At 64.6% G+C, this 24,028-nt stretch carries 21 protein-coding genes; 11 read left to right on the top strand and 10 right to left on the bottom strand.

Annotated features, from left to right (window positions below; genetic code table 11):
- Window positions 1-10: 10 nt before the first annotated feature.
- The 3 genes from G6N68_RS29175 to G6N68_RS29165 form a co-directional block, all read right to left on the bottom strand.
- The gene (locus tag G6N68_RS29175) at window positions 11-1,573 is read right to left on the bottom strand and encodes an AMP-binding protein (RefSeq protein WP_240355984.1); all 1,563 of its coding nucleotides are present in this window, start codon (window positions 1,571-1,573) and stop codon (window positions 11-13) included.
- Window positions 1,570-2,469, bottom strand: coding sequence for an SDR family NAD(P)-dependent oxidoreductase (locus G6N68_RS29170; RefSeq protein WP_163719615.1), 900 nt, complete (start codon window positions 2,467-2,469; stop codon window positions 1,570-1,572). Before G6N68_RS29170 ends, G6N68_RS29175 begins: the two co-directional genes overlap by 4 nt.
- Window positions 2,470-2,671: 202 nt before the next feature.
- Window positions 2,672-3,619 (bottom strand): oxygenase MpaB family protein, encoded by a 948-nt coding sequence (locus tag G6N68_RS29165; protein WP_163719613.1) that lies wholly within the window; start codon window positions 3,617-3,619, stop codon window positions 2,672-2,674.
- Between the two features lie 122 nt (window positions 3,620-3,741).
- On the opposite strand from G6N68_RS29165, the gene G6N68_RS29160 reads away from it, so the two are divergent.
- The 4 genes from G6N68_RS29160 to G6N68_RS29145 all read left to right on the top strand — a co-directional run bounded on the left by G6N68_RS29160 (window position 3,742) and on the right by G6N68_RS29145 (window position 6,973).
- The gene (locus tag G6N68_RS29160) at window positions 3,742-4,314 is read left to right on the top strand and encodes a TetR/AcrR family transcriptional regulator (RefSeq protein WP_163719611.1); all 573 of its coding nucleotides are present in this window, start codon (window positions 3,742-3,744) and stop codon (window positions 4,312-4,314) included.
- 2 nt (window positions 4,315-4,316) lie between these two features.
- Window positions 4,317-5,684 carry a bifunctional lipase/adenylate cyclase LipJ gene (gene lipJ, locus G6N68_RS29155; RefSeq protein ID WP_163719609.1) on the top strand — a complete coding sequence of 456 codons (1,368 nt, stop codon included), beginning with the start codon at window positions 4,317-4,319 and terminating at the stop codon, window positions 5,682-5,684.
- A gap of 10 nt (window positions 5,685-5,694) precedes the next feature.
- Window positions 5,695-5,913: a heavy-metal-associated domain-containing protein gene (locus tag G6N68_RS29150; protein WP_163719607.1), complete on the top strand. Its 219-nt coding sequence runs from the start codon at window positions 5,695-5,697 to the stop codon at window positions 5,911-5,913.
- Window positions 5,914-6,136: 223 nt separating this feature from the next.
- Window positions 6,137-6,973 carry a pyridoxal phosphate-dependent decarboxylase family protein gene (locus G6N68_RS29145; protein WP_163719605.1) on the top strand — a complete coding sequence of 279 codons (837 nt, stop codon included), beginning with the start codon at window positions 6,137-6,139 and terminating at the stop codon, window positions 6,971-6,973.
- A 45-nt stretch (window positions 6,974-7,018) separates the two neighbouring features.
- On the opposite strand, the gene G6N68_RS29140 is transcribed toward G6N68_RS29145, so the two are convergent.
- Both G6N68_RS29140 and G6N68_RS29135 read right to left on the bottom strand, forming a co-directional pair.
- A complete protein-coding gene (locus tag G6N68_RS29140; protein ID WP_163719603.1) occupies window positions 7,019-8,482 on the bottom strand; it encodes a PecA family PE domain-processing aspartic protease in 1,464 nt (487 codons plus the stop codon).
- Window positions 8,483-8,536: 54 nt separating this feature from the next.
- Window positions 8,537-10,471, bottom strand: coding sequence for a cytochrome c oxidase assembly protein (locus G6N68_RS29135; RefSeq protein WP_163719601.1), 1,935 nt, complete (start codon window positions 10,469-10,471; stop codon window positions 8,537-8,539).
- A gap of 108 nt (window positions 10,472-10,579) precedes the next feature.
- Between G6N68_RS29135 and G6N68_RS29130 the strand changes: the two genes are divergently transcribed.
- From G6N68_RS29130 to G6N68_RS29105, 6 genes are all read left to right on the top strand, one after another.
- Complete coding sequence (locus G6N68_RS29130; protein ID WP_163719599.1) at window positions 10,580-11,176, top strand: DUF5134 domain-containing protein; 597 nt, start codon at window positions 10,580-10,582, stop codon at window positions 11,174-11,176.
- A gap of 170 nt (window positions 11,177-11,346) precedes the next feature.
- Entirely contained in the window at window positions 11,347-12,750 is a 1,404-nt protein-coding gene (locus G6N68_RS29125) for a PPE domain-containing protein (RefSeq protein WP_240355981.1), read from the top strand.
- Window positions 12,751-12,772: 22 nt separating this feature from the next.
- Complete coding sequence (scoE, locus tag G6N68_RS29120; protein WP_163719598.1) at window positions 12,773-13,642, top strand: (3R)-3-[(carboxymethyl)amino]fatty acid oxygenase/decarboxylase; 870 nt, start codon at window positions 12,773-12,775, stop codon at window positions 13,640-13,642.
- Window positions 13,639-14,193, top strand: coding sequence for an FcoT family thioesterase (locus G6N68_RS29115; RefSeq protein ID WP_163719595.1), 555 nt, complete (start codon window positions 13,639-13,641; stop codon window positions 14,191-14,193). Before scoE ends, G6N68_RS29115 begins: the two co-directional genes overlap by 4 nt.
- Window positions 14,194-14,216: 23 nt before the next feature.
- A complete protein-coding gene (gene fadD10, locus G6N68_RS29110) occupies window positions 14,217-15,800 on the top strand; it encodes a fatty acid--CoA ligase FadD10 (protein WP_163719594.1) in 1,584 nt (527 codons plus the stop codon).
- A 10-nt stretch (window positions 15,801-15,810) separates the two neighbouring features.
- Entirely contained in the window at window positions 15,811-16,068 is a 258-nt protein-coding gene (locus G6N68_RS29105) for a phosphopantetheine-binding protein (RefSeq protein ID WP_163720053.1), read from the top strand.
- On the opposite strand, the gene G6N68_RS29100 is transcribed toward G6N68_RS29105, so the two are convergent.
- A complete protein-coding gene (locus tag G6N68_RS29100; protein WP_240356037.1) occupies window positions 16,046-18,853 on the bottom strand; it encodes an MMPL/RND family transporter in 2,808 nt (935 codons plus the stop codon). The two genes, G6N68_RS29105 and G6N68_RS29100, sit on opposite strands and share 23 nt — an antisense overlap.
- Window positions 18,854-18,939: 86 nt before the next feature.
- The gene (locus G6N68_RS29095; protein WP_163720051.1) at window positions 18,940-21,249 is read right to left on the bottom strand and encodes a heavy metal translocating P-type ATPase; all 2,310 of its coding nucleotides are present in this window, start codon (window positions 21,247-21,249) and stop codon (window positions 18,940-18,942) included.
- A gap of 113 nt (window positions 21,250-21,362) precedes the next feature.
- Here G6N68_RS29095 and sigC point away from each other — a divergent pair, with 113 nt between their 5' ends.
- Complete coding sequence (sigC, locus tag G6N68_RS29090) at window positions 21,363-21,917, top strand: RNA polymerase sigma factor SigC (protein ID WP_163719590.1); 555 nt, start codon at window positions 21,363-21,365, stop codon at window positions 21,915-21,917.
- Here sigC and G6N68_RS29085 read toward each other — a convergent pair.
- From G6N68_RS29085 to G6N68_RS29075, 3 genes are all read right to left on the bottom strand, one after another.
- Window positions 21,914-22,618, bottom strand: coding sequence for a zf-HC2 domain-containing protein (locus tag G6N68_RS29085; RefSeq protein ID WP_163720049.1), 705 nt, complete (start codon window positions 22,616-22,618; stop codon window positions 21,914-21,916). The two genes, sigC and G6N68_RS29085, sit on opposite strands and share 4 nt — an antisense overlap.
- Window positions 22,619-22,719: 101 nt before the next feature.
- On the bottom strand, window positions 22,720-23,526 hold the full coding sequence (locus G6N68_RS29080; RefSeq protein WP_163719588.1) for an SDR family NAD(P)-dependent oxidoreductase: 807 nt from the start codon (window positions 23,524-23,526) through the stop codon (window positions 22,720-22,722).
- Window positions 23,527-23,562: 36 nt separating this feature from the next.
- A complete protein-coding gene (locus G6N68_RS29075; protein WP_163719586.1) occupies window positions 23,563-24,027 on the bottom strand; it encodes an SRPBCC family protein in 465 nt (154 codons plus the stop codon).
- Window position 24,028 lies beyond the last annotated feature (1 nt).

The following is a 24,028-nucleotide window of genomic DNA, read 5'->3' as shown; positions in this document are numbered from 1 at the left end:
GCCGAGCCGCTCAGCGCGTGAGCTCCCGGCGTATTACCTTGCCGGCGGGATTGCGCGGGATGCTTTCGACGATGTGGATGTCCCGCGGCTGCTCGAAACGAGACACCTTGCCCTTCAGGAACTCTCGCAATGCGGGCACGTCGACGGCCCGGTCCGCCTTCAGGACGACGTAGGCGGCAAGCCGGTGCCCGAATTGTTCGTCGGGCACCCCGACGACCGCGTTCTCGGCGATGTCGGGGTGGGTGGCCAGGGCATTCTCCAATGCCCGCGGGTATACGTTTTCCCCGCCGGAAAGGATCATGTCGTCCTCGCGCCCAACGATATACAGCCGACCGGCATCATCGAGGTAACCCATGTCACCGGTGCTGACCATCCCATCGATGACGGCCTTGGAGCCACCGCCGGTGTATCCGTCGGATCCCATTGCGCCGCCGACGAAGATGCGTCCGGTGACCCGCCGTCCTACCGGCCGACCGCGCCTGTCGTAGATGCGGACCGGACATCCGGCGACCGGTCGGCCCACCGTTTCCGGGGAGCGACGCAACTCGACCGGCGTTGCCAGCGAACCGATTCCGACCTCGGTGGAACCGTAGAGGTTGTACAGCACGTCGCCGTAGGCGTCCATGAACCGGCGCGCCAGGCTGGGATCGAGCCGGTCACCGCTGGAGATCACCACCCGCAGCGACGGCAACGGATTCCGTGCACGTACCCGCTGGGGCAGGTCCAGAATGCGGGACAGCATGATCGGTACCACGCTGAGCGCATCGGCGCGTTGCAGCGAGGCCTGGGCGAGCGTGGTCTCGGCGTCGAAACGGCGATGCGTGAGCACGGTGCCACCCAGTGCCACGGTGAGCATCAAGATGCCGAAGCCCAGCCCGTGAAACATCGGAACTGCCAAGCCAACTCGAGATCCGACCTGTAATCTGGTGCGTTCGAGGATCGTCACACCCACGCCCAGTCCTGAACTCACCTTTGGTGTGCGTGGCACCCCCTTGGGCACACCCGTCGTCCCTGACGTCAATAGGATCATTCTGCCGGCCGGCGCCACCTTCGGGCGCGCAACGGCGGCCTGCGCCGGGAACTCCTGCGGATCGAAAAGCTGTATCTGCTGCCCGGTTTCGTGGATCTGGTCAGCGAATTCCTTGTCGCAGAACATCGTTCTAATCGAATGGGAACTGAGGGAACCGCCGAGCGCGTCGCTGCGGAACTCCGTGTTGACCAGAACTACGTCCGCACCCACCAGGGCCGTGGCGAATACGGAGGCGACAAAGTCGCGTCCGTTGCGGCACATGACGCCCACGGCATGCCCCGGCCCCACCCCCGCTCGGCGGAGTTCGTCGGCAAGCGCCTCGGTGATCGATTGCACCTCGCGGTAGCTCAGCGCGCCGTCGTCGTCGATGATCGCGGTCCGGTCAGGCCATCTCGCCGCCGAAATAGCCAGCAGCGTATAGAGATTCGTCCCGCTTCGGACGAGCTCGCGGACCAGGCGCGCGGCTGCGCTCGGACCGGGCGGACCGAGCAAGCCCGAAAGCAGCACTGCCCGCGCCGCCGTGCCGACCACGCCGGCCGTCACTGTTCGCCCTTCCTGCCCGCTTCGGCGAAGAACCTGCGGTGCCACAGCCGGGCCGCCCGATCGGCAGGCCCGGCAAGCAACACCGACGCCACCTCGGCGGGCAACATCCACGGCGGCTCGTTGGTGCGCGGCCGTTCGATGATCGCCTTGGCAATGGCGTCGGCGGCCTGGTCGGCGTTCAACGCCGGAAGTCGTCGCAAGACGGGGGTGGGCTCGATCATCCGAGTGCGAACCAGGGCGAAATAGACCGACGTGACGTCCACGCCGTCGGCATGCAGTTCCGGTGCGACGCTGCGCAGCCAACGATCGAAAGCACCCTTGGACGCCTGATACGCCCCCCATTGCGGCCCCGGTACCACCCGCACGCCGACGCTGGACACGTTGATGATGTGTCCGCGGCCCTTCTCCCGCATCGCCGGGAGTAGCCCCAGCAACAGCCAGATCGGGCCGAGGTAATTGATGTCGATGGTGCGCTGAAAGTCATGCGGCCGGTCGTATTGGTTGTGCAAGGACCGGCGCAGTGATTTGCCGGCGTTGCTCACCACGATGTCCAGCGCCCCGTGGTGCTCGGTGATCTGCTTGGTCAACACGTTGACGGCGGTCTCGTCGGTCAGGTCGGCCGGATAGGCGATCGCTTCGCCCCCGCCGGCGTTGATCGCCGCGGCGACGTCGTCGAGCCGTTCGGCTGAACGCGCCACGATCAGCACCCGTGCTCCGGCAGCAGCCACCTTTCGCGCGGTCGCCTCGCCTATCCCGTAGGAGGCGCCGGTGATCAGGACGGTCTTGCCCGAAACGGCGTTGCGGAGCTTGTCAGGGTCGGAATCCCGCGCCGGGTTGGCCAATCTGTCAGTAGCTTCTCCCCAGGCCTGTTGCCAAGCCTGCGCTACCAGATTCATGGGCGGCACCCCTCGATTGCTCGATTGCGGTCGGCCTCTATGTGCCCATTCTGACCCACGGTCACAGCGGCGCTAGACGCGGCACACTCGCCGCGACCCCTACCCCGTCCCCGCGAGCGCGCGTACTTGTACGGCGACACTCCGTCGAGGCTGGCATTTTGCGCGCGCTCGGCGCCGCCAGATCGGCCGCCGACCCGTCTCGCTACGCCGCGCGGTTGTGCAGCCGGCGCGGGTCGACGCCGGCGCGAGTCCACGCGTCGGCCGCCCAGGACATGTAGATCATCCGCAGTGGCAGCCGGTTGATGAGCGGGTTCAATGCGCGCATTGCGGCGGCGAACCGCTGAAAACGCTTCTCTTTCTTGGCGCTCCACTCCAGGTCACACACCTCACGCATCTGCGGCGGCAATGTTCCGACAACGACGAGGCGGACGTAGGCGTTGAGCGGTGCGGAGAGCACCTTCCATATCGGCTTGGGAATCATCCGCGGACCCGGGATGCCTTTGCGGATATAACCGGTGCCGTACAGCACGGTCTTGTGCGGCACGAAGCGGTCCAGCATTCCGTTCCAATACTCGACGAACTCGTCGTAGGTCTGCGGTTGGCCGCGGTCACTGACGCCGTAGAGGCGGTACCAGATCTTGCTTTCCTCGAAGATCTGCTCTTTTTCGGCGTGCGACAACCTTCTGATGAAAGTGTCGGTGTTGTAGAGGACCTGATCGACGAACGTCGCGTGCGCCCAGTAAAACAACTCCGGGTTCAGCGCGTGATACCGCGAACCGTCGCTGATGGTGCCCTTGATCGGCTTGTGGAAATCGCGCACCGTACGGCCCCACGCCTGCGGATCGTCGGAATAGACGGTCTTCATCAGCGGCGGCGCGGTGCGCTTGGCCCTGCCCAGGGTGTCGCTGAAAATGACCGAGTGGTCGAAGACCCCTTGAGCGAGTTGTTCGATGCAGTTCTCGGTGCCTGCGGTTCGTTGGAACCCGAACAGCTGGGTGCGGTAATCGCCGTAGAATTTCCAGATCAGCGATTCCGGCCCCAGCCGGGACACATCCTCGGCGGCGTCGTCCTCGATCAGTACCGGAACAGCTTCCCGCACACCGCTGTCAAAGTCGGTGCCCCCCGGCGGTTCAGCCCACTGGGCCGTCATGCTTCCTCCTTGCCCGCGACCCCTCCCCGCGGGGTGAATCAGTGACACAAAGTTGTGTCTTTGTCCCACTCTAACATGTTGTCACGCCCGGCTACGCGTTTGAACGATACGATCCGGCCCATATGCCGACGGAATTAAGTCTCGAGCTGGACGAAATCATCCTGGACACCGCCAGAGCGGTGTTTGAGACCTACGGCGTGCGCCGCGCGAATATCGAAGACATCGCAGCCCGGGCCGGAGTCAGTCGCAGCACCATCTACCGGCGCTTTCCCACCAAGGACAAGCTGTTCGAACGCGTCGTGCGACGCGAGGCAGAAGTTTTTTTCACCACGCTGGACCAGGCCACCAAGGGGTGCAACCCGCGGGAAGCCGTGGTCGAGGCCTTCGCGCTCGGGGTGCGTCTGATCCAGGACTCACCGCTGTACTCGCGCATCGTCGAAAGCGAACCGGAATTGCTCGGCATGTTTTCGAGGTCGGAGGTCTTCCCGATCAGCCGGTTCGCCGACGGCATCGCGTATACGCTGCGTCGCTGCGGCGCTGACATCGCCGATATCGACCTCGCCAACATCTCTGACATCTTGCTGCGCGTCGCATTCGGCATCATTGTGTTCCCCACCGACCGTCTCGACACCTCGGATTACGAGGCCGTGCGCGAATACGCCGCCCGCTATCTGGTTCCGATCATTAGCCTGTAGGAGTGGCGCAAGCCCCACGAACTCGCTATGCAACCTGCGGCGATGTCGACATCGCATATCAGGTGTTCGGCGATGGCCCCACCGACCTCCTCGTACTACCCGGTCCCTCCATCCCGATCGACGCGGTCGACTCCGAGCCGTCCATGTACCGCTTTCACCGCCGCTTGGCCTCCTTTGCCCGCGTGATCCGGTACGACCAGCGCGGGATCGGCCTGTCGTCTCGGGTTTCAACGCAGGACATGATCGGGCCGCGATTCTGGGCCAAGGATGTGATCGCCGTGATGAACACGGTGGGCTGCGAGCGGGCGACGCTGCTCGCGCCCGGTTTCACCACCATGACCGCGCTGGTGGTCGCGGCCGACTATCCCGAGCGGGTGAGCGGCCTCGTGCTCATCAACGGCAGCCCCCGGACACTGCGCGCACCCGACTACCCGATCGGGCATGAGATTGACGACGCCGACCCATATACCACCATCGCGATCGAACCGGATGCCGTCGAACGCGGCTTCGACATCCTGGGCATCATCGCTCCGAGCGTGGCGCGCGACAACGCGTTCCGCGCGTGGTGGGATGCGGCCGGCAACCGTGCCGCTTCGCCGAGCATGGCCCGCGCGATCATCACCGCGATCAGGAACGGCGACGTGCGCGATACCCTGCCGCGCATCTCGGCACCGACGCTGATCCTGCATCGCGACAATCGGCAGTTCAGTCCGATCGAGCACGGGGAATACCTCGCCGAGCACATTGCAGGGGCACGCCTGGTCGAGTTGCCCGGCGACGACAGCCTGTATTGGGTCGGGGACAGCGGGCCCATGGTCGACGAAATCGAAGAATTCGTCACCGGTGTACGCGGTGGGGGCGATGCCGAGCGGGTGCTCACCACGATCGTGTTCACCGACATAGTCGGCTCGACCGAGCGGGCCGCCCTGCTCGGCGACCACCGGTGGCGCGATCTGCTCGACCGCCACGACACCATCGTGCGGCACGAGATCCAGCGGTTCGGCGGCCGAGAGGTCAACACCGCCGGCGACGGCTTCGTAGCGACGTTCACCAGTCCAAGCGCCGCGCTCGCATGCTGCGACGAACTCGTCGACGCCGTGCGCGTACTGGACATCGAGATCCGGGTCGGCATCCACGCGGGTGAGCTCGAGATGCGAGGGGATGACGTCGCGGGCATGGCCGTCCACATCGGCGCGCGCGTCGCGGCGCAAGCCGGCCGCAGCGAGGTGCTGGTTTCCTCGACGGTGCGTGACATCGTCACCGGTTCGAGGTACCGCTTCGCTGATCGAGGTGAGCGTGAACTAAAAGGGGTACCGGGAAGATGGCAGCTGTGCGCTTTGGTACGCGAGCACGCGGCAAGTCGGGTTTAGAAGGTGAGACATGACTGAACAAAGCTTCTCAATAGACGGGCTGAAGTGCGAAGGGTGCGTGGAGACCGTGACGAACGCCCTGAGTGCGTTGCAGCCCGTCCATGACGTCAGCATCGACTTGAACGCCAATGGCACATCGACGGTACGACTTTCGACCGATGTCGAACTCACCCGTGACGAGATTCAGGCGGCGTTGAAAAGCGAGGGCGACTTCTCGGTGGTGGGCTGACGGCGGCGCGCGTTTCGGCGTCTGTTACCACGTCGTCTGTTACCACGTCGTCTGATACCACTAGGCCTTGCGGGGCTCTGAACAACCGCCGCGTTTGTGTCAACTGCGGGACACCGCGGCGGCATTTGTCCATCAGTTCAACATCGATTCGACCTGATTCAATTGTGTTGACGATTCGTACATTTCGGTTAAAAATCTTTGAATTCTCATAGCCAATAAGTAATTGTCAGCCCGGGTAATTTCTTGTACGGTCCCTTACCGAAGGACTCGTATCCGGTGTGAGACAGGAAAACTCGTACCGGTCCATGAATGGGACGAAACAGCCAGCGGCTTCGACCTTGCGCGTCGAAGCCGTTGCATTTGGGTACATGTCGATGCGGCCGCCGGGGGCTGCCTGATGCTGAGCGACGCCCACCGGGACTTACTCGACGGGATCAGCACTGCCGACTCGATCACCATCGACTTCCACAAGCTGCTGTTTCAGGCGATTAGCTGTGGCGCGCTCCTGCTACGAGATAGAAACGACTTCGAGGTCATGCGCAAGCACGCCGACTTCCTCAACCCCGAGGATGACGACCCGGAGGACACGCTGAACCATGTCGAAAGGTCATTGCAGACGACACGTCGGTTCGATGCGCTCAAAGTTCTCGTGACGCTGCGGTCCCTGGGCCTCGATACGGTGGCGGCGATGATCGGGCGCACGGTAGATACCGCCCGCGCCGCGGAGAGGGCAGTGGCCGCGGATCCTCATCTCGAGCTGATCAGCCCCTGCATGACCAACACCGTGGTCCTGCGGTGGACAGGTAGCGATGTTTCGCCTTCCGAGCGAGAGGTCGTCAACGTCGAAATACGCCGGCGCCTGGCTGATACCGGTCAGGCGATCGTCGGCCGAACACGAGTCGACGGCGAAGCCGCGTTGAAGCTCACCTTCGTCAATCCGGTGTGTACACCTGACCTGGCCCGCGATCTGGTGCGACGTATTGCAGACTGCGGCAACAATATTCGCCTTGAGTCGCGCGAAATCCTCGAGGCTTCAGCGTCGGGCGCGGCTAGCTGTTGACCGCTTTACTGCCAGGACTTTCTGCGCCACACCCCGCTAGGCGGTTCATGGTGGCGGGTAATTGAAAACCACCGTCCCGACGCCGCTGGGGCTGTTAGAGATGTACACCGGTCCCAGCAAGAAGGGCAAAATGCCGGTGTTCATCGGAGAGTTGACCGTGACGACCGGACTGTTGGTCGCTGTCGTCATGTACGAGTACAGCAGCGTTTGATTGTCGTTGGTGGAGACGGAGATTACGGTTCCAGCGGGCAGAACTCCTGAGGTTTGACCAGTACCGAGGATGACCCCTGGAATGGATCCGTGGTTGCCACCGGAATCCACAATGGAGGTAACCGAGTAATAGGGGCCGAGCGGGTTGTAGCCGCCGAACTGCACGTCTAGGCGGGTGACCGGCACCCCGGTCACCGCGGTGATGGGGGTGCCGGTGTTGGGGCCGAATTGGATGTAGCCCTGTGGGAGGTCGATGAGGATGCCCTCGTTGAGCTGGCCCGGCAGCGCCGTGGTCACAACGGTGCCCTGACCGCCGATGGCGTACGAGTTGATGTTTGGGCCGACGCCCAGTATGCCGTGGCCGCTGGGGCCGAAGCCGTTGCCAGAAGCGATCAAAACTAGCCCGTCCAGGTTTCGCGGGAACGGCAGGAACCCGACCTGGACGTTGGTTGGCGCAGTGGCTGCTCCACCGCCGAAGTCGACCGTGGTGTTGAAGTTGGCGTAGAGAATGCTCACCCCGTTGCCATAACGGATGACGTCGAACCCGGTGGGCAGGCCGAGGTTTTGCCAGCCCACATTCCAGAACGGGACGACGAGCCCAGCAGATCCGGTATCGAGGAGCACAGGGACAGCAGGCCCGCCGTTGACCGAGACGTTCACGACCGGAAAGTTGCCGTCCATGCCCAGCGGCACGGCCACGTTGACCGCCGTGCCGGTACCGGCGGCGCCGTTGTTGCCCCACAGCCAGCCGCCCAGGCCGCCTTTCCCGCCGGCCGCGGCTGCTCCACCGGCGCCGCCGCTGCCTCCGTTGCCGATCAACCCCGCCGAGCCGCCCGCGCCACCAGCCAGCCCCGACGCGGTTTGGGAGTAACCGTTGCCACCGTTGCCGTACAGCAGACCACCGTGCCCACCATTGGGGTTGGCGGCCGTTCCGTCGGCTCCATTGCCGATCAGTGGGCGGCCGAATAGCAGCTCGGTAGGCGTATTAATCACTGCCAGAATCGAATTCAACGGGGACGCAGCGGCGGCCTCAGCGCCGACGTACTGTGCTACCCCGCCGTTCAAGAGCTGTGTGAACCGCACGTGGAACGTCGACGTCTGGGTGCTCAATGCCTGAAAGGCCTGGCCATGCTCGTTGAACAGATCCGCAATCGCCGCGGAAATTTCATCTGCGGCTGCGGGAAGAAGCCCGCTGGTGGGCTTGCTGACTGCCGCGGTGGCTGCGTTGATCGCGTCTCCGAGATTCACCAGGTCGGCACCTGCAGATGCGATCAATTCCTGCGCGATCACGACCGACAATGGACCTCCTGATCCCGAACTTGGCCTAACACACGATGTTCGACGCGACGCCGCTCAACGACGCATCCGCGACAACTCACGAAGCATCGCGTTGTAAGCGTCTAGGTCGTCGTCGGCGTAGTCGCTGTCCGCATGCCGATCCGACCGTGCCGCCACCCGGCGGTCTTGGCGCGCCCATTGGGTCACCAGCGCGACAATGACGATGACGACGGGCAATTCCGTTAGGCTCCAAGCGATTCCGCCGCCCAGGTGCTGGTCCTTGATGATGCTTGCCAACCACGGCAGGCTGACCGACCGATAGAACGTGCCGCCCACCGGCGATGCCATCGTCATCAGGGCGATGCCGAAGAAGGCGTGGAACGGCATCACCGCGAAGAGCAAACCGATGCGTCCCGGGTACGGCAGCCGCCGCGGCCCCGGGTCGATGCCGATGATGGCCCAGTAGAACAGGTAACCGACGATCAAAAAGTGGATCGCCATGAACTCATGGCCCCAGTGGTAACGCACCAAGGTGTCGAAAAACGGCGTGAAATAAACGACATAGGGCGAGCCGACGAACAGGATGAAGGCCGTCACCGGATGCGAAAAGAACGCCGTCACCCGCGAATGCAGCAGCCATTGCAGCCATTCCCGCGGACCGGGCTGATTGCCCTCGCCCGCCGCGGGCAGCGCCCGCAGGGCCAATGTGACGGGCCCGCCGAGCACCAACAACACCGGGATGAACATGTTCAGCGTCATGTGCTCGGCCATATGGACGCTGAACATCGCTGAGCCGTATGCCCGAACACCGGAGCTGCTGGTGAAGACTAGCGCCACACAACCGATCAACCAGGACACCAGGCGGCCCACGGGCCAGCTGTTACCCCCGCGCCGCAACCGGACGTAGCCCACCACATACGCGACCGCCAGCGCCACACCCAGTCCCCCGACCAGAACGTCAAAGCGCCACAGGGTGAGCACCCTGAGAATGGTCGGCGGGTGCGGCAGTTCGTAGCCCAAGAAGATGTCCCACGCGGTGAACTGATGCGAAAGGAATCGGGGCGCAACCTGAACGGCCATGGCCGCGATGGCACCCAGGGCGGCGATGATGGCCAGCGCGGCGACGGTTCGGCCGCGAGCGGCATGTGACGGCCGGACCAACCCCCAGCAGTCGTGCAGCCACACCAAGGTCACGAGTAGCCCCGCGAGCAGACCGAGGCGCGCGAAGTCCGAACCGAACTCCAACCCCGGGATCAACAGGTAGAGGAGCAGTGCCCCGTAGCCCAGTGCCAACGCGCCACACACGACCTGCAGCAGTTGCACCGCGCGCAGGGGATCCCCGCCCGAGAGGGCCGCGGAGACCTTTAGTCCCGTCAACGCGGCCGCCGCGACCGCGAAGACAATGGCCGCGCTGGTTGCGTAGTCGTGGTCGGGGCCCTGGCCCGCGTTGCCGGTCACAGCTACCGCGGCGACGGCCACGATGGCCGGAATCAACAGCACGACGTGGCCGAGCCAACGGGTGGTGAAACGCAGCGACACTGCGATCACCAGCGCGCAGATCGCCACCACGATCCACGCGCGGGAGACTTCCGAGGCGGCTATGGCGTCGAATAACACGGGACTGCCCACCAGGCGAGTGACTGAGAGGCCGGAGTCATGCGCTGCTTGCATCGGCACCATCAGCACCGCAAGCCCCACCCAGGCGAGAGATATGCGTTCCGCTACCAGATGGATACGAAACGCCCCGGGATCCAGCAGACCGTCCTGCTCCGGCCGCGACGCAACAACTACGTACAGCAATGCGCCCAGGCACACCGCGCTCATCAGCGTCGCCAGGAAGAAGCCGACCGGCTCACCGACACTGACCAAGGCGCCGGGGAACGGGTTCTGAGCCAAGGCGTAGCGCCGTGGTCCTGAATTCAGGCCGTAGCCGGCGACGGCCAGGCAGATGAGCAGAGAACCGGCGGCCAGCCACGCCGTTGCCCCGCGCTGCGGCCGCTCAGAGTCCATAGCTGCAGCTTACGGGTGCGCAGTCCAGCGCAGTACAGCCGATGATCGTCGGGAACCGGCGGACCACATAGTCTTGGTCACCGCCGAATCCGAACCCGAAAGCACTGCATGATCGACGACTTACCGCTGCGCTGGATCCTCACCGGTTTGTTCGTGCTGAGCGGCGCCGGCTTCGCGGTCAGCATCAACCGTCGATCGTGGACGTCGATCTTGAGCCACGGACTGCACGTCGTGATGTCGATCGCAATGGCAGTGATGGTCTGGCCGCAAGACCTGCAGTTGCCGACGAGCTTTCCCGAGTTGTTCTTCCTGGCGGGAGCGCTGTGGTTCGTCATGACGGCTGTTCTCGCCGCCCGCGCGGTCACGCAACGCCTGGTGCCGGCCTACAACGCGCTGACCATGGTGGCGATGGTCTGGATGTACGCCATCAGCGGCCCGCTGTTTCCCGCCTGGTTGAACGCGGAACACCCTCACCACCACCACGTGCCGGGCATGGCGATGCCGGGCGACCCGCCGCCATGGATTGACACCGGCAACGGCATATGGACGGGCATTTTCACAATTGCCACTGCGGTCTGGGCCTACCGGTACCTCGCGAAACCGCGCGGGACCCGCTCTTGGCGGAAGCGCGTCGGCAGTGCCGTGCAGGCCATGATGGCCGCCGGAATGGCAATCGTCTTCGCCAGCATGCTGTTCGAAATCTGATTGCCCCTGACCAGCACCATCCGCTGAACGGGCCCAGATTTTTGGGCGACGCGGGAACTTCTCAGCTGCTCTGGCCGACTACACCGCAAACAAAGCGAAGCAGTCTGACCCCGTGCGGACGCGCAGTCTGACGCCCGGCAAGGAGGTGGAGCCTGACCACGCCGGTCTGGATGGCTTTACCCCCGGAAGTGCATTCCGCACTGCTGAGCGCGGGGCCAGGCCCAGGATCCATGCTTGTCGCTGCGCAGCAGTGGCAGGAACTCAGCAACGAATACAGCCGCACGGCTGTCGAGTTGGGTCAGCTGCTGACCCAGGTCGAGGCCAGCAGCTGGCAAGGCGCGAGCGCCGCCCAGTATGCGGCGGCGCATGTCCCCTACCTGGCGTGGCTGGAGCAGGCTTCGATCGATAGCGCACTCACCGCCGTGCGGCACGAAGCGGCGGCCACCGCCTACAGCACCGCTTTGGCCGCGATGCCGACCCTGGCGGAACTGGCCGCCAACCACGTCGTGCACGGCGTCCTGGTCGCCACCAACTTCTTCGGCATCAACACCATCCCCATCGCGCTCAACGAAGCGGACTACGCCCGCATGTGGGTGCAAGCCGCCACCACCATGGCCACCTACCAGACCATGGCCGAAGCGGCGACGTTCGCGGTCCCGTCGGCGCAGGCGGCGCCGCCCATCCTGACGCCGGGCGCCGAAGCCCAGAACGTGCAGGACCCGGTGGGCTGGATCACTCAACTCATCAACGACATCACGCAGTTCATGGCGGACCCGTACGGCAATTTTCTGCGGTTCTTCGAGCAACTGGGGGTCGGCCCGGGTGCAGCAGTGATCCTTGCGATCATCGCCCTGCAGTTGTACGACTTCCTCTGGTACCCCTACTACGCGTCGTACGGGTTGCTCCTGCTGCCCTTCTTCACCCCCGCATTGAGCGCGTTGAGTGCGCTGAGCGCCCTGACCTATCTACTGCAGCAACCCCCCGTGGAGCCGCTTCCCGTTCCCACCGCCCCCGGCGAAGCCGTACAAGATGGCTCGAACGTGGCTGCCGCAGCAATGGCAACCCCGTCTGCCACGGCGGGTGCCACCGCACAAATCGGCAACACCGCCACGAGCACACCCGGCGCAGCCGCGGTCAGCAGCGTCACCTCGGCGGCAGGACTCAGCTACGCCGTGCTCGGCCTGGCGCCGCCCGGGATCAGCTTCGGCCCCAAAGCCGGAACGAAAGCGCGCGACACCGTTACCGACGACCTCGAAGCCGCCGCCGCAGCTCGAATGGGAACTGCCCTCGCCCGGGCTCGGCGCCGACGACGCGCCACGATCGGGGCACACGGCTACCGTGACGAGTTTCTTGACGCGACGGCACACCTAGCCGAACCGGCCGCACCCGTCGAAGCCGAATCCACCTCCGTCGCAAGTGATCACGGCGCCGGTCCCGTCGGCTTCACGGGCACCATCCCCGCCCACGACAGCTCCGCCGCGGGGATGGTGCAAGGCACCCGCGACCGCACCAGCATCACCATGCCACTTCTGCCCAGCACTTGGGCAGCCGACAACGAGACGCCCGAACAGTAACCCGGAGTAGGTAGGAGAACCGATGACGCTCAATGTGAAAGGCGAAGGGCTCGGTGCACAGATCACCGGTATCGACCCGCAGAACCTGGACCATCTTTCCGGCGACGAGATCCGCGAAGTCGTCTACCAGAACAAGCTGGTCGTTCTCAAAGACGTTCATCCGTCTCCGGAGCAGTTCATCAAGCTCGGCAGGCTAATCGGAGAGATCGTCCCCTACTACGAACCCATGTATCACCACCAGAACCATCCGGAAATCTTTGTCTCCTCGACCGAGCAGGGCCAAGGCGTCCCGAAAACCGGTGCGTTCTGGCACATCGACTACATGTTCATGCCGGAACCGTTCGCCTTCTCCATGGTGGTGCCCCTTGCGGTGCCCGGACAGGACCGCGGAACCTACTTCATCGACCTCAACCGGGTTTGGGAGTCGCTACCTCCTGACAAGCAGGACCCTGTGCGCGGAACGGTCAGCACTCATGATCCCCGGCGCCACATCAAGATTCGACCCAGCGACGTGTACCGCCCCATCGGAGAGGTGTGGGCCGAGATCAGCCGCACGACACCGCCGATAAAGTGGCCGACGGTCATCAGGCACCCGAAGACCGGTCAAGAGATCCTCTACATCTGCGCTTCGGGCACCACCAAGATCGAAGATCGAGACGGCAACGTGCTCGACCCGGCCATACTCAACGAGCTGATGGAGGCCACCGGTCAACTCGATCCCGAGTTCACCTCGCCGTTCATTCACACTCAGCACTACGAGGTCGGCGACATCGTGTTGTGGGACAACCGCGTTCTGATGCACCGGGCGAAGCACGGCACCGCCGCCGGTACCCTGACAACCCATCGGCTCACCATGCTGGATGGCCTCAAGACGCCGGGATACGCCGCATGAGCACCGCCGAACTGACACCGTCCGCACAGACCGACTCCGCGCCCACGCACACCGTCCCGATCGCTGAGCCGCTGCTGGCCGAAGTGCTTGAGCCGTACTCCTTTAAAGGCTGCCGCTACCTGCTCGACGCCGAATACAAGGCAACCGAGGAATCGGTCCTTGCGTACGGAAACTTCAGCATCACCGAGTCCGCCTACATCCGAAGCACCGGGCATTTCAACGCGGCCGAACTCATACTGTGTTTCAACCAGCTCGCGTATTGCGCCTTCGCGCCCGCCATCATCAATGAAGAGATCTCCGTGCTGCGGGGGTGGTCCATTGCGGACTTCTACGACAATCAGCTCCCGAGCATGCTCATCAAGAGCACCTCGTCACGATTCAAGAGGCCGATCAATGCCCAGAAGTTCTCGGCGCGCCTGCTGTGCAAGGACTTTCAGATCGTCGAACGGTCATTGCGTTATCTGTTGATACCGTGTGCCATCGAGTTCTGGGACGACGACGGCGGGGCCGCATCCGGTCAGGTCGAACTGGCCGCCTTCAACATCCCGTAGCCCTACCAGAGGAGCCTCACCAAATGTCTGTCTTAACGCCTTCCGTGTGGGAACGGGTCTGCGCGCAAGCACACCAACGGCCGCAGGCAACGGCGTTGCGGCGCTGCGACGGGACCAGCGCCATTCGGTACGGAGAACTCGTGACCGAAGCGGAGAGGCTGGCTGCCGAACTTCGGACCCACGCGGTTTCTCAAGGTGCGCGGGTAATGGTCCTCTCGGACAACGGTCCTGAGACGTACCTGTCGGTGCTGGCGTGCGCGCGACTCGGCGCGATCGCCGTCATGGTGGACGGCAACCTGCCCCCGGCGACCGTCGCACGTTTCGGTCAAATTACCGACCCCAGCGCCACTCTCGTCACACCCGGGAGTCGGATCCGTCCGGAATCGTTGCCTGACGGACTGCGACTGCCACCCACTATCCCGGTCCAAATAGCTACTGACACCGAGCGTTCCACTAAAGCCGTCGGCGACTACGCAGTGCACGGCGCTGACGATCCGCTGGCGATGATCTTCACCAGTGGCACGACGGGTGAGCCGAAGGCCGTGCTGTTGGCCAACCGCACCTTCTTCGCCATCCCAGACATCTTGGAGCGGGAGGGATTGAACTGGATCACCTGGGTGGCGGGCGAGACAACGTATTCGCCGCTGCCTGCAACGCACATCGGCGGATTATGGTGGATACTCACCTGTTTGATGCATGGCGGGGTATGCATGACCGGCGGCGAGAACACGCCGTCGCTGATGGAAATTCTCAACAAGAACTCTGTCGCCACGACATGCTTTGTGCCCACGCTCACTTCAAAGTTGGTCGCCGAGATGAAGGCCGCCAACGCGGGGGTGCCGTCGTTGCGACTGCTCGGGTACGGGGGTTCACGGGCGATCGCCGATGATGTGCGCTTTGTCGAAGCGGCTGGAATCCGCACCGCACAGGTGTACGGACTCAGCGAAACAGGCTGCACCGCTTTGTGTCTGCCCACCGACGACGGTTCGATCGACAAGATCGAGGCCGGCGTGGTGGGTCGACCTTATCCTGGCGTGGAAGTGTTCCTGGCCGACAGCGAAGGTGTGGGACCGACGGGACCCGCGCCCGCCGAGTCCGCGTCGTTTGGCACACTGTGGATAAAGTCGCCGGCCAACATGCTGGGATATTGGAACAATCCGAAACGCACGCAAGAGGTTCTGGTCGACGGCTGGGTGAACACCGGCGATCTCCTCGAACGCCGCGAAGACGGGTTCTTCTATATCAGGGGACGGTCCTCGGAGATGATCATCTCCGGCGGTGTCAACGTCGTGCCCGACGAGGTTGATCGCATCGCCGAAAGTGTTGCGGGCGTTCGCGAGGCGGCGTGCTACGAGATTCCGGACGAGGAGTTCGGGGCACTGGTAGGCCTGGCCGTGGTCCCGTCAGCATCTCTTGACGACGCGGCGGCCACCGAACTCAAGCAACGGATCGCGGCCACCTACCGGCGTGAATCGGAGTCGATGGCGCGGCCCGCGACCATCACCATCGTCGCAGAGATTCCACGGACGCAGTCCGGCAAAGTCATGCGTGCATCATTGGCAGCGACGCTGAATGGACGCAAAACCGGAGTGGGCGCCGGTGTCTGATAAAGACGTGTTGCGGACCAGGATTTTCACCGCGCTATGTGAGGTGCTGTATATCGACGACTCGGACCTTGCCGACGGCGATGACACCGACCTCAGGGATCTGGGACTGGACTCGGTTCGCTTCGTTCTCCTGATGAAACACCTTGGCGTGGACCGCGAATCCGAACTGCCGGCCCGACTGGCCGCAGACTTGTCGATCAACGGTTGGGTCCGGGAGTTGGCGGTCGCGGGGCCTATGTGTGCCGCTACCCCACGGGGACCGGCTTAGCCAGATTCCTGGCCGGCCGCGACCGCACCCTGATCGGCCACCAGAACCAACGACCCAGCAGCGCGGCAATAGCGGGCGTCATGAATGCGCGCACGATCAAGGTGTCGAACAGCAGGCCCAAACCGATGGTGGTGCCTACCTGCCCGACCATCCGCAGGTCGCTGACCACCATCGACGCCATGGTGAACGCGAACACCAGACCGGCGTTCGTCACCACCTTGCCGGTGCCGCCCATCGAACGGATGATGCCGGTATTCAGACCGGCGCCGATCTCCTGTTTGAACCGGGAGACCAACAGCAGGTTGTAGTCGGATCCCACTGCCAACAGCACGATCACCGACATAGCGATCACCAGCCAGTGCAACGGAATTCCGAGGATGTGCTGCCACACCAGCACCGACAACCCAAAGGATGCGCCGAGTGATACCGCGACCGTCCCGACGATCACCGCGGCGGCCACCAGCGCGCGGGTGAGGATCAGCATGATGATGAAGATGAGGCAGAGCGAGGAAATCCCGGCGATCACCAGATCCCATTTCGCGCCCTCGGAGATGTCCTTGAACACCGCGCCCACTCCGGCGATCTGAATCTCGGCGCCTTCCAGCGGCGTTCCCTTGAGCGATTCCTCGGCCGCGGTTCGTAGCTTGTTGATACTCGCGATCCCCTCATCCGACGCGGGGTCGCCCCGGTGCAGAATGATGAAGCGAGCCGAATGCCCGTCGGGCGAAATGAAGCTCTCCATCGCGCGCTGAAAGTCCTTGTTTTTGAACACTTCCGGCGGCAGGTAGAAGGAGTCGTCGTTCTTGGCCGCGTCAAACGCCTTGCCCATGGCGTTGGCGTTTTCGCTCATCTCATTCATCTGGTCCAACATGCCCGCCATGGTGCTGTGCATGGTCAGCATCATGGTGCGCGTGCTTTCCATGGTCTCGATCATCGGCGGGAACGTCGCAATCATCTCCGGCATCAACCGATCCAGGTTCTTGATGTCGGCAACCAGCGCGTCAAGTTTCTCGTTGATCTGGTCCAAACCGTCGACCGCGTCGAATATCGAACGGAAGGACCAGCAGAGCGGAATGTCGTAACAGTGTCGCTCCCAATAGAAATAGCTGCGAATCGGCCGCCAGGTGTCTTCGAAGTCGGCGATGTGGTCGCGCAGTTCGTTGGTGAGTTCCTGCATCGCGATGGTGTCGCCCACCATGCGATGCGTGGTCGAGACAAGTTGGGTCATCAAGCCGTACATCCGCCGCATGAGGGCCGCCGTCTTGGCCATTTCGTCGGCCTGCTTCAGCATGTCCTCCATCCGGTCCCGCTGATATTTCAGGATCTGCACCTGGCCGGCGTTGCGCATGCTGAGTTGGAACGGGATCGACGTGTGGTCCATCGCGGTCCCCTCGGGCCGGGTGATCGCCTGGACTCGAGAGATCCCCGGGACGCGAAAGAGGCCCTTGGCGAGCTTGTCCAAGACCAAAAAGTCGGCGGGATTCCGCAGATCGTGATCCGACTCGATCATCACGATCTCGGGCTTCATCCGAGCCTGGGAGAAGTGGCGATCGGCGGCGTTGAAGCCCTCGTTGGCCCGAATGAAGGTGGGCAGATAAGCCCGGTCGTCGTAGCTGGGTTTATAGCCGGGCAGGGTGAGCAATCCGATCATCGCGATCGCGAACGTCACCGCGAGAACGGGCAGCGGCCACCGAACCACCACCGTCCCAACCCGTCGCCAACCGCGCACGTTCAGGAACCGTTTGGGATCGAACACCCCGAACCGGCTGCCGACGACCAAGATGGCCGGCCCCAGCGTCAGCGCGACGGCCACGGCCACCAACATGCCGACCGCGCATGGCACGCCCAGGGTTTGGAAGTAGGGCATCCGCGCGAAGCTCAGACAGAACGTCGCACCGGCGATGGTCAAACCGGAGCCCAAGATGACGTGGGCCGTGCCCCGGTACATGGTGTAGAAAGCCGATTCCCGGTCTTCGCCGGCCTGGCGGGCTTCCTGGTAGCGCCCGACGATGAAGATCCCGTAGTCGGTCCCCGCGGCGATCGACAGCGACGTGATCAGACTGACCGCAAAGGTGGAGAGCCCGATGAGCCCGGCGTGCCCGAACAAGGCCACGGCACCCCGCGCAGCGGACAATTCGATGCCGACCGTGAGCAGCAACAGAAACACCGTCAGCGGTGACCGGTACACGAAGAGCAACATGACGACGATCACGCCGACGGTCGTCAAAGTGATCTTGGCCATCGATTTGTCGCCGCTCTGCTGCAGATCGGCGGCCAACGCCGACGCCCCGGTCACGTAGACGTTGACCCCGGGTGGCGGCGGGACGCTGTCCACGATCTTGCGCACGGCGACAACGGAATCGTTGGCCAGCAGCTCACCCTGATTGCCTGCCAAGGTCAACTGGACGGTGACCGCCTTGCCGTCATTGCTCTGCGCGCCGGCGGCCGTCAGGGGATCGCCCCAGAAGTCCTGGACACCCAGGACGTGCGCATTGTCCGCGCGCAACCTACGGACCAGGTCGTCGTAGTACTTGTGGGCGGCGTCGCCGAGAGGTTGCTGGCCCTCCAAGACGACCATCGCCACACTGTCGGTCTCGCCTTCGTTGAAGGCGTGGCCGATCCGTTTCAACGCGATGAGCGACGGCGCGTCCTTGGGACTCAACGACACCGCCCGCTCTTGTCCGACGACCTCTAGCGAGGGCACAAACATGCTGAGGACGACCACAAACGCTATCCAGAACAGGATGATCGGAATCGCCAGGCGATGGATCACCCTTGCGATCAACGGCCGCTCGGCATGGGCGTCAGCGAGCTCGTCAGGACCTTTTCCCGAGAGCCTTTCGTCGCCCTTTTCGTCGGCCGCCGTGGCAGTCAAGAGTCAAACCGAGCTAATTCCGCTCGCGTTCCAGCACCCGAGTGTGCACCGCCGAAGTTCCGCAGGCGCAAACTGTTCGAGACGACAAAGAACGACGAGAACGCCATAGCCGCCCCTGCGATCAGGGGATTGAGCAGGCCGGCGGCCGCAATGGGGATAGCCGCCACGTTATAGCCGAAGGCCCACACCATGTTCATTTTGATGGTGCGCATGGTAGCGGCAGCGAGATCCAGCGCCAGGGGCACGACGTCGAGACTATCGCGGACCAGGATGATGTCCGCGGCGCCGATGGCAACGTCGGTGCCGCGCCCGATCGCCATGCCCAGATCGGCGCGTGCCAGCGCCGGTCCGTCATTGATGCCGTCGCCGACCATGGCTACCACCCGGCCACTGTCGCGCAGTTGCTCGATCACGTCGACCTTGCCTTCGGGCAGGATGTCGGCGATCACCTCGTCGATACCGACTCGAGCGGCCACCGCACCCGCCGACGCCGCATTGTCGCCGGTCAGTAGCACCGTGCGGAAGCCGCGCTGGTGCAGGGCGGCCACGGCGTCGGCCGCCGAGTCCTTGACCGCATCCGCGACCGCGATGACTCCGCATGGTTCACCGTCGACCTCGACGAATACGGCCGTTTCCCCGCGGGATTCCGCGGTGCGCCGAGCCGCAACCAGCGCCGGGGTTTTGCATGCCGGAGCGATCCAGGACGGCTTGCCTACCCGGACCGTCCGCCCGGCTACCACGCCATAGACCCCGCGGCCGGGGATCGCCCGAAAGTCGGTTACTGGCTGTTGCGCTGCATTCGTGGCAGGGCTGGACGCAGCGATTGCGATCGCGACGGCGTGCTCGGACGCGGCTTCGACCGCCGCAGCCAGTTCGAGCACCTGCTCGGTCCGCCAGCCGGGTGCGGCCTCCACTGCGCTGACCGTCAGCTGTCCCGTCGTCAGCGTGCCGGTCTTGTCGAACACGACGGTGTCGACTGCACGGGTGGCTTCCAGCGAGTTGTAGCCCTTCAGGAAGATTCCGAGTTGAGCGCCGCGACCGGAGGCCACCATCATGGCCGTCGGAGTCGCCAGTCCCAGTGCGCACGGGCAAGCGATGACGAGCACGGCCAGTCCGGCCGTGAATGCCCGGTCGGTTCCGCCCCCGGCGAGGAGCCATGCGGCAGTCGTCAGTACGGCGATGGCGAACACGACGGGTACGAACACCGCGGAGATGCGGTCGGCCAGCCGTTGTGCGTTGGCCTTCTGGGCCTGGGCCTGCTCGACCAGGCGGACCATGCCGGCGAACTGGGTGTCGGCGCCGACCGCGGCGGCCTCGACGATCAGCCGGCCATCCAGTACGGCCGTGCCGCCGATGACCTGTGCGCCCGGCTGCACCCGCATCGGCTTCGCTTCGCCGGTCATCGCGCTCATGTCGACCGCGGCCGATCCCTCGATAACGAGGCCGTCGGCGGCGATCGTCTGCCCCGGCCGCACCACGAAGCGTTGCTGCTCCTGTAGTTCGTCAGCCGGGATGACCAGCTCCGATCCGTCGGGTTGCAGGACCGAGACATCCTTTGCGCTCAGTGCCGCCAGTGCCCGCAGCGCGCTGCCGGCCTTCGACTTGGCGCGGGCCTCGAAGAACCGCCCGGCCAAGACGAAGACCGTCACTCCGGCGGCGACCTCGAAGTAGATGGCGTCACTGCCCAGCAGCGCCTGCCATACGTCCCGCCGCTCGGTGGGCTGGCGGCCGCCGAACACGGTGAAAAGCGACCACGTCGTGGCGGCGGTGATCCCGACCGAGATCAGCGTCTCCATGGAGGCGCTCATGGTGTGCACTTTTTGCAGCGCGACGCGGTGGAACGGCCAAGCTGCCCAGGTCACGACGGGAAGCGCCAGTGCGGTCAACACCCATTCCCACCCGCTGAAGCGAGAGCTGGGGACGACGGCGAACAACACCGACAGGTGGGCCAGCGGCACGAACAGGACGGCCGCGACAGCCAGCCGGATCAGCAGGTACCTCGCGTGATCGGCGTCGGGATCGCTTTCGCTCAACGCGCCCCCGGCCTCCCGCGGTTCGGCCCCGTAGCCGGCCTTCTCGACGGCCTCGCACAGTGCGGAGACCTCGGCGTCCTCGTCGGTTTCGATGGTCGCCACCCGAGTGGCGAAATTCACCGACGCCCGGACCCCGGGCAGCTTGTTCAACGTCCGCTCGACCTTCTTTGCGCACGCCGCGCAGGACATTCCCGTGACTTCGAGCTGGACCCGCTGGACGTGCGTGAGGTGCTCGTCCGATGCCGCGGTCGGAGACGATGCAGACGCCGACATCGTGGCCGTCACCTCCTCTAGCTTTAGTTGTGAGCTCACGCTGACAAAGTCGTCACCGCCTAGCCCCTGGTTCCCGTTACCTGTCCGGCACGCATGGCATACCCTCACTATCCGTGACGACATGCGGCGACGATGACCAAATTACCCACCTCGCGATGGCCGCGGGGCAGGGTGACCGGGTCGCGCTGTCTCAGTTCATCGCCGCCACCCAGTCGGACGTCTGGCGGACGGTCGCCTATCTCGCCGAACCGGCCAGCGCGGACGATCTGACGCAGGAGACCTTCTTACGGGCGATCCGCTCGCTCCCCCGCTTTGAAGCCCGATCGACCGCGCGTACCTGGCTGCTCTCGATTGCCCGTCGGGTTGTCGCCGACCAGATCCGGCACAATAAGAGCAGGCCCCGCACCGCGCATGTGACGGACCTCGATGCAGCCATGACGCACGGCCGCCGTGCCAGCCGTATCGAAGACGTCGTGGAGATCCGGATGCTGCTGGACGGACTGGACCCGGAGCGGCGCGAGGCCTTCGTTCTGACTCAGGTCTTGGGTCTGTCCTACGCCGAGGCGGCGGAGGTCAGTGGCTGTCCGATCGGGACCATCCGTTCGAGGGTGGCACGCGCGCGTGGCGATCTCGTGCGCGCGGCCAGCGAGGCCGACCGGGCAGGCTAGGCCGCCGACCCATCTGTCGGCCACAAGTGTCCGCGCCGACGGCCACGAGATGCGTTGGGCGGCAGAACAATATCTGGTTCAACGGCGGACCCGTCCGGCTCCGGCCGTACGTCGTGGCTGCGCCATACCAAGATGGTGAGGACCGCTCCGATCAGCACCGGGACGTGCGTCAATATCCGCGCTGTCGTGACGTCCCCGGAAACCGCATCCGCCACGACATAAACCGACAGAACACCGACGTAGACGGCCAGCACGCCCGCCAGGCCCGCGGCGGCCCGCGGCCAAACGGCCGCGCCCACCATCACCACACCCAGCGCGACCGACCACGCGGTGGATTCGTTGAGCAAGTGGTTGCCAGAACCGACTGCGTGCTCGTGGGTCAAGCCGAGACTGAACCCGAACCCCTGCCCGACGGCGAGCACGGCTTGCGCGATGCCGACGCCCATCAATGCCCATCGTGACCACGTGAGCGGCATGCGCCGCGCCGGTACTCGCCCGCTGGGTAACGGGCTGAGCGGTGCGATCATGGGGCGCGACTCGATCAACCGCCGCAGGTCGCGCGCCTGCTCGGACACCTGATCGAACCACTCGCGGCACGCAGCACACTCGTCCAGATGCTCGTCGACACGCGCCGCGGGCACTGGCTCTCGCTCACCGTCGAGTCGCGCCGAGAGCGCTTCGCGGGCCACCTCGCAATACACGTTTCTATAGTCGCGCAAGACCGACGGCCGGTTCCGCAGAGCAGACATAAATCTCCCCAACGCTCGGGGCCCTGGGGAGATTTTGTGTCTGCTCGGCGGGCTTACTTGCGCTTCAGGGCGGGATGATTTCGCGCCAGGAACGGCAGCATCAGTTCCGGCGGTGCGACCCGGAAGATCCCGGCGGCCACTCGGTTGACGCGACCCGGGATGACGACGGCCTTGCCGGCGGCCAGGCCGTCGACCCCGCCCTTTGCCACTTGCTCGGCGGGAACCCACATGACCCGCGGCAGGGCGGAATCGGCTTCCTCCTTGGTGAAGCCGGCCGCCTCACCGAAGCCGGTGTCCACCGGGCCCGGGCACAACGCGGTGACCGTGACCCCGGTGCCCTTCAACTCACCCCGCAGGCTGTGCGTGTACGACAACACAAATGCCTTTGCCGCTCCGTAGGCCGCTTGGCCAGGCAGCGGCCCAAAGGCGGCGACCGATGCCACGTTCAGGATGGCGCCGCGGTGACGTTCGACCATCCCCGGCAGGAACCTGCTGCACAGGTCGACCACCGCGGCCACATCGACCTCGACCAGGTTGAGTTCTTTCTCCGGAACCGATTCCGCGACAAGTCCGAGGGTCGACAGGCCGGCGTTGTTGACCAGGATGTCCGGACTCAGTCCCAACGCGGCGACCCGATCGAGTAGGCCCGCGCGGTCGGAGCGGTGCGACAGATCGGCGGGCAACGGGTGCGCTTGCGAGCCCAGCCGGGCCGCGAGGTCTTCGAGCTTGTCGGCGCTGCGGGCGACCAAGATGACCTGGTAGCCGCGCGCGGCGAAAATCTTGGCGAACTCCTCCCCGATACCGGATGAGGCTCCGGTGACGATGGCGGCGCTGTCTGTTCCCGGCGGTGGAAGGGCCATAGGGCGACGGTACCGGGCACAACGTGCCGCGAGAAGCTAGTTGAACTCGACGAGCGCAGCCAGCCGGTCGATCGACGCTCGTAGGTTGGCTGGGGTCGTCGCTCGGGCGCGAGGCAGGCGGGTGGCGTCGGTCAGCTCTGTCCAGTCGTAAGTATGGGTAACTTTGGTGCGGGTGCCGGTCACCGGCACCAGCTCCCAGCGCCATAGGTGGCCGGGTGGCTCCTTACCGGGTTCTGAAGGGCGCCAGGCGATTCGGCGCCCCTCGACGAACTCCACCACATGATTTTCGCGGACCGCACCCATGGTCAGCGCCATCCGGAAGACGTCACCTACCCGATGCACTCGCTGACCTTCCGCGGCCTCGGCGAGGTTGTCGTTGCCGTCCCAGCTCGGCTGCCGCGACGGATCTGCGATCAATTCGAAAATCCGCTCCGCACTTGCCTCGACGTCTCGGCTTGCGTTGACGATGCGGTCGCCGAATCCAGTCGCGGGGTCGGTCATC

The sequence above is a fragment of the Mycobacterium bourgelatii genome, from assembly GCF_010723575.1.
In the GTDB taxonomy this organism is placed as follows: domain Bacteria; phylum Actinomycetota; class Actinomycetes; order Mycobacteriales; family Mycobacteriaceae; genus Mycobacterium; species Mycobacterium bourgelatii.
This window is presented reverse-complemented; position numbering and strand designations above follow the sequence as displayed.

What these genes read in the sequence shown, in the direction of transcription:
- G6N68_RS29170 (WP_163719615.1), bottom strand. Translation starts at nt 2,469, where the DNA reads ATGAATCTGGTAGCGCAGGCTTGGCAACAGGCCTGGGGAGAAGCTACT.
- G6N68_RS29165 (WP_163719613.1), bottom strand. Translation starts at nt 3,619, where the DNA reads ATGACGGCCCAGTGGGCTGAACCGCCGGGGGGCACCGACTTTGACAGC.
- G6N68_RS29160 (WP_163719611.1), top strand. Translation starts at nt 3,742, where the DNA reads ATGCCGACGGAATTAAGTCTCGAGCTGGACGAAATCATCCTGGACACC.
- G6N68_RS29150 (WP_163719607.1), top strand. Translation starts at nt 5,695, where the DNA reads ATGACTGAACAAAGCTTCTCAATAGACGGGCTGAAGTGCGAAGGGTGC.
- G6N68_RS29135 (WP_163719601.1), bottom strand. Translation starts at nt 10,471, where the DNA reads ATGGACTCTGAGCGGCCGCAGCGCGGGGCAACGGCGTGGCTGGCCGCC.
- G6N68_RS29130 (WP_163719599.1), top strand. Translation starts at nt 10,580, where the DNA reads ATGATCGACGACTTACCGCTGCGCTGGATCCTCACCGGTTTGTTCGTG.
- G6N68_RS29125 (WP_240355981.1), top strand. Translation starts at nt 11,347, where the DNA reads ATGGCTTTACCCCCGGAAGTGCATTCCGCACTGCTGAGCGCGGGGCCA.
- scoE (WP_163719598.1), top strand. Translation starts at nt 12,773, where the DNA reads ATGACGCTCAATGTGAAAGGCGAAGGGCTCGGTGCACAGATCACCGGT.
- G6N68_RS29115 (WP_163719595.1), top strand. Translation starts at nt 13,639, where the DNA reads ATGAGCACCGCCGAACTGACACCGTCCGCACAGACCGACTCCGCGCCC.
- fadD10 (WP_163719594.1), top strand. Translation starts at nt 14,217, where the DNA reads ATGTCTGTCTTAACGCCTTCCGTGTGGGAACGGGTCTGCGCGCAAGCA.
- G6N68_RS29095 (WP_163720051.1), bottom strand. Translation starts at nt 21,249, where the DNA reads ATGTCGGCGTCTGCATCGTCTCCGACCGCGGCATCGGACGAGCACCTC.
- G6N68_RS29080 (WP_163719588.1), bottom strand. Translation starts at nt 23,526, where the DNA reads ATGGCCCTTCCACCGCCGGGAACAGACAGCGCCGCCATCGTCACCGGA.
- G6N68_RS29075 (WP_163719586.1), bottom strand. Translation starts at nt 24,027, where the DNA reads ATGACCGACCCCGCGACTGGATTCGGCGACCGCATCGTCAACGCAAGC.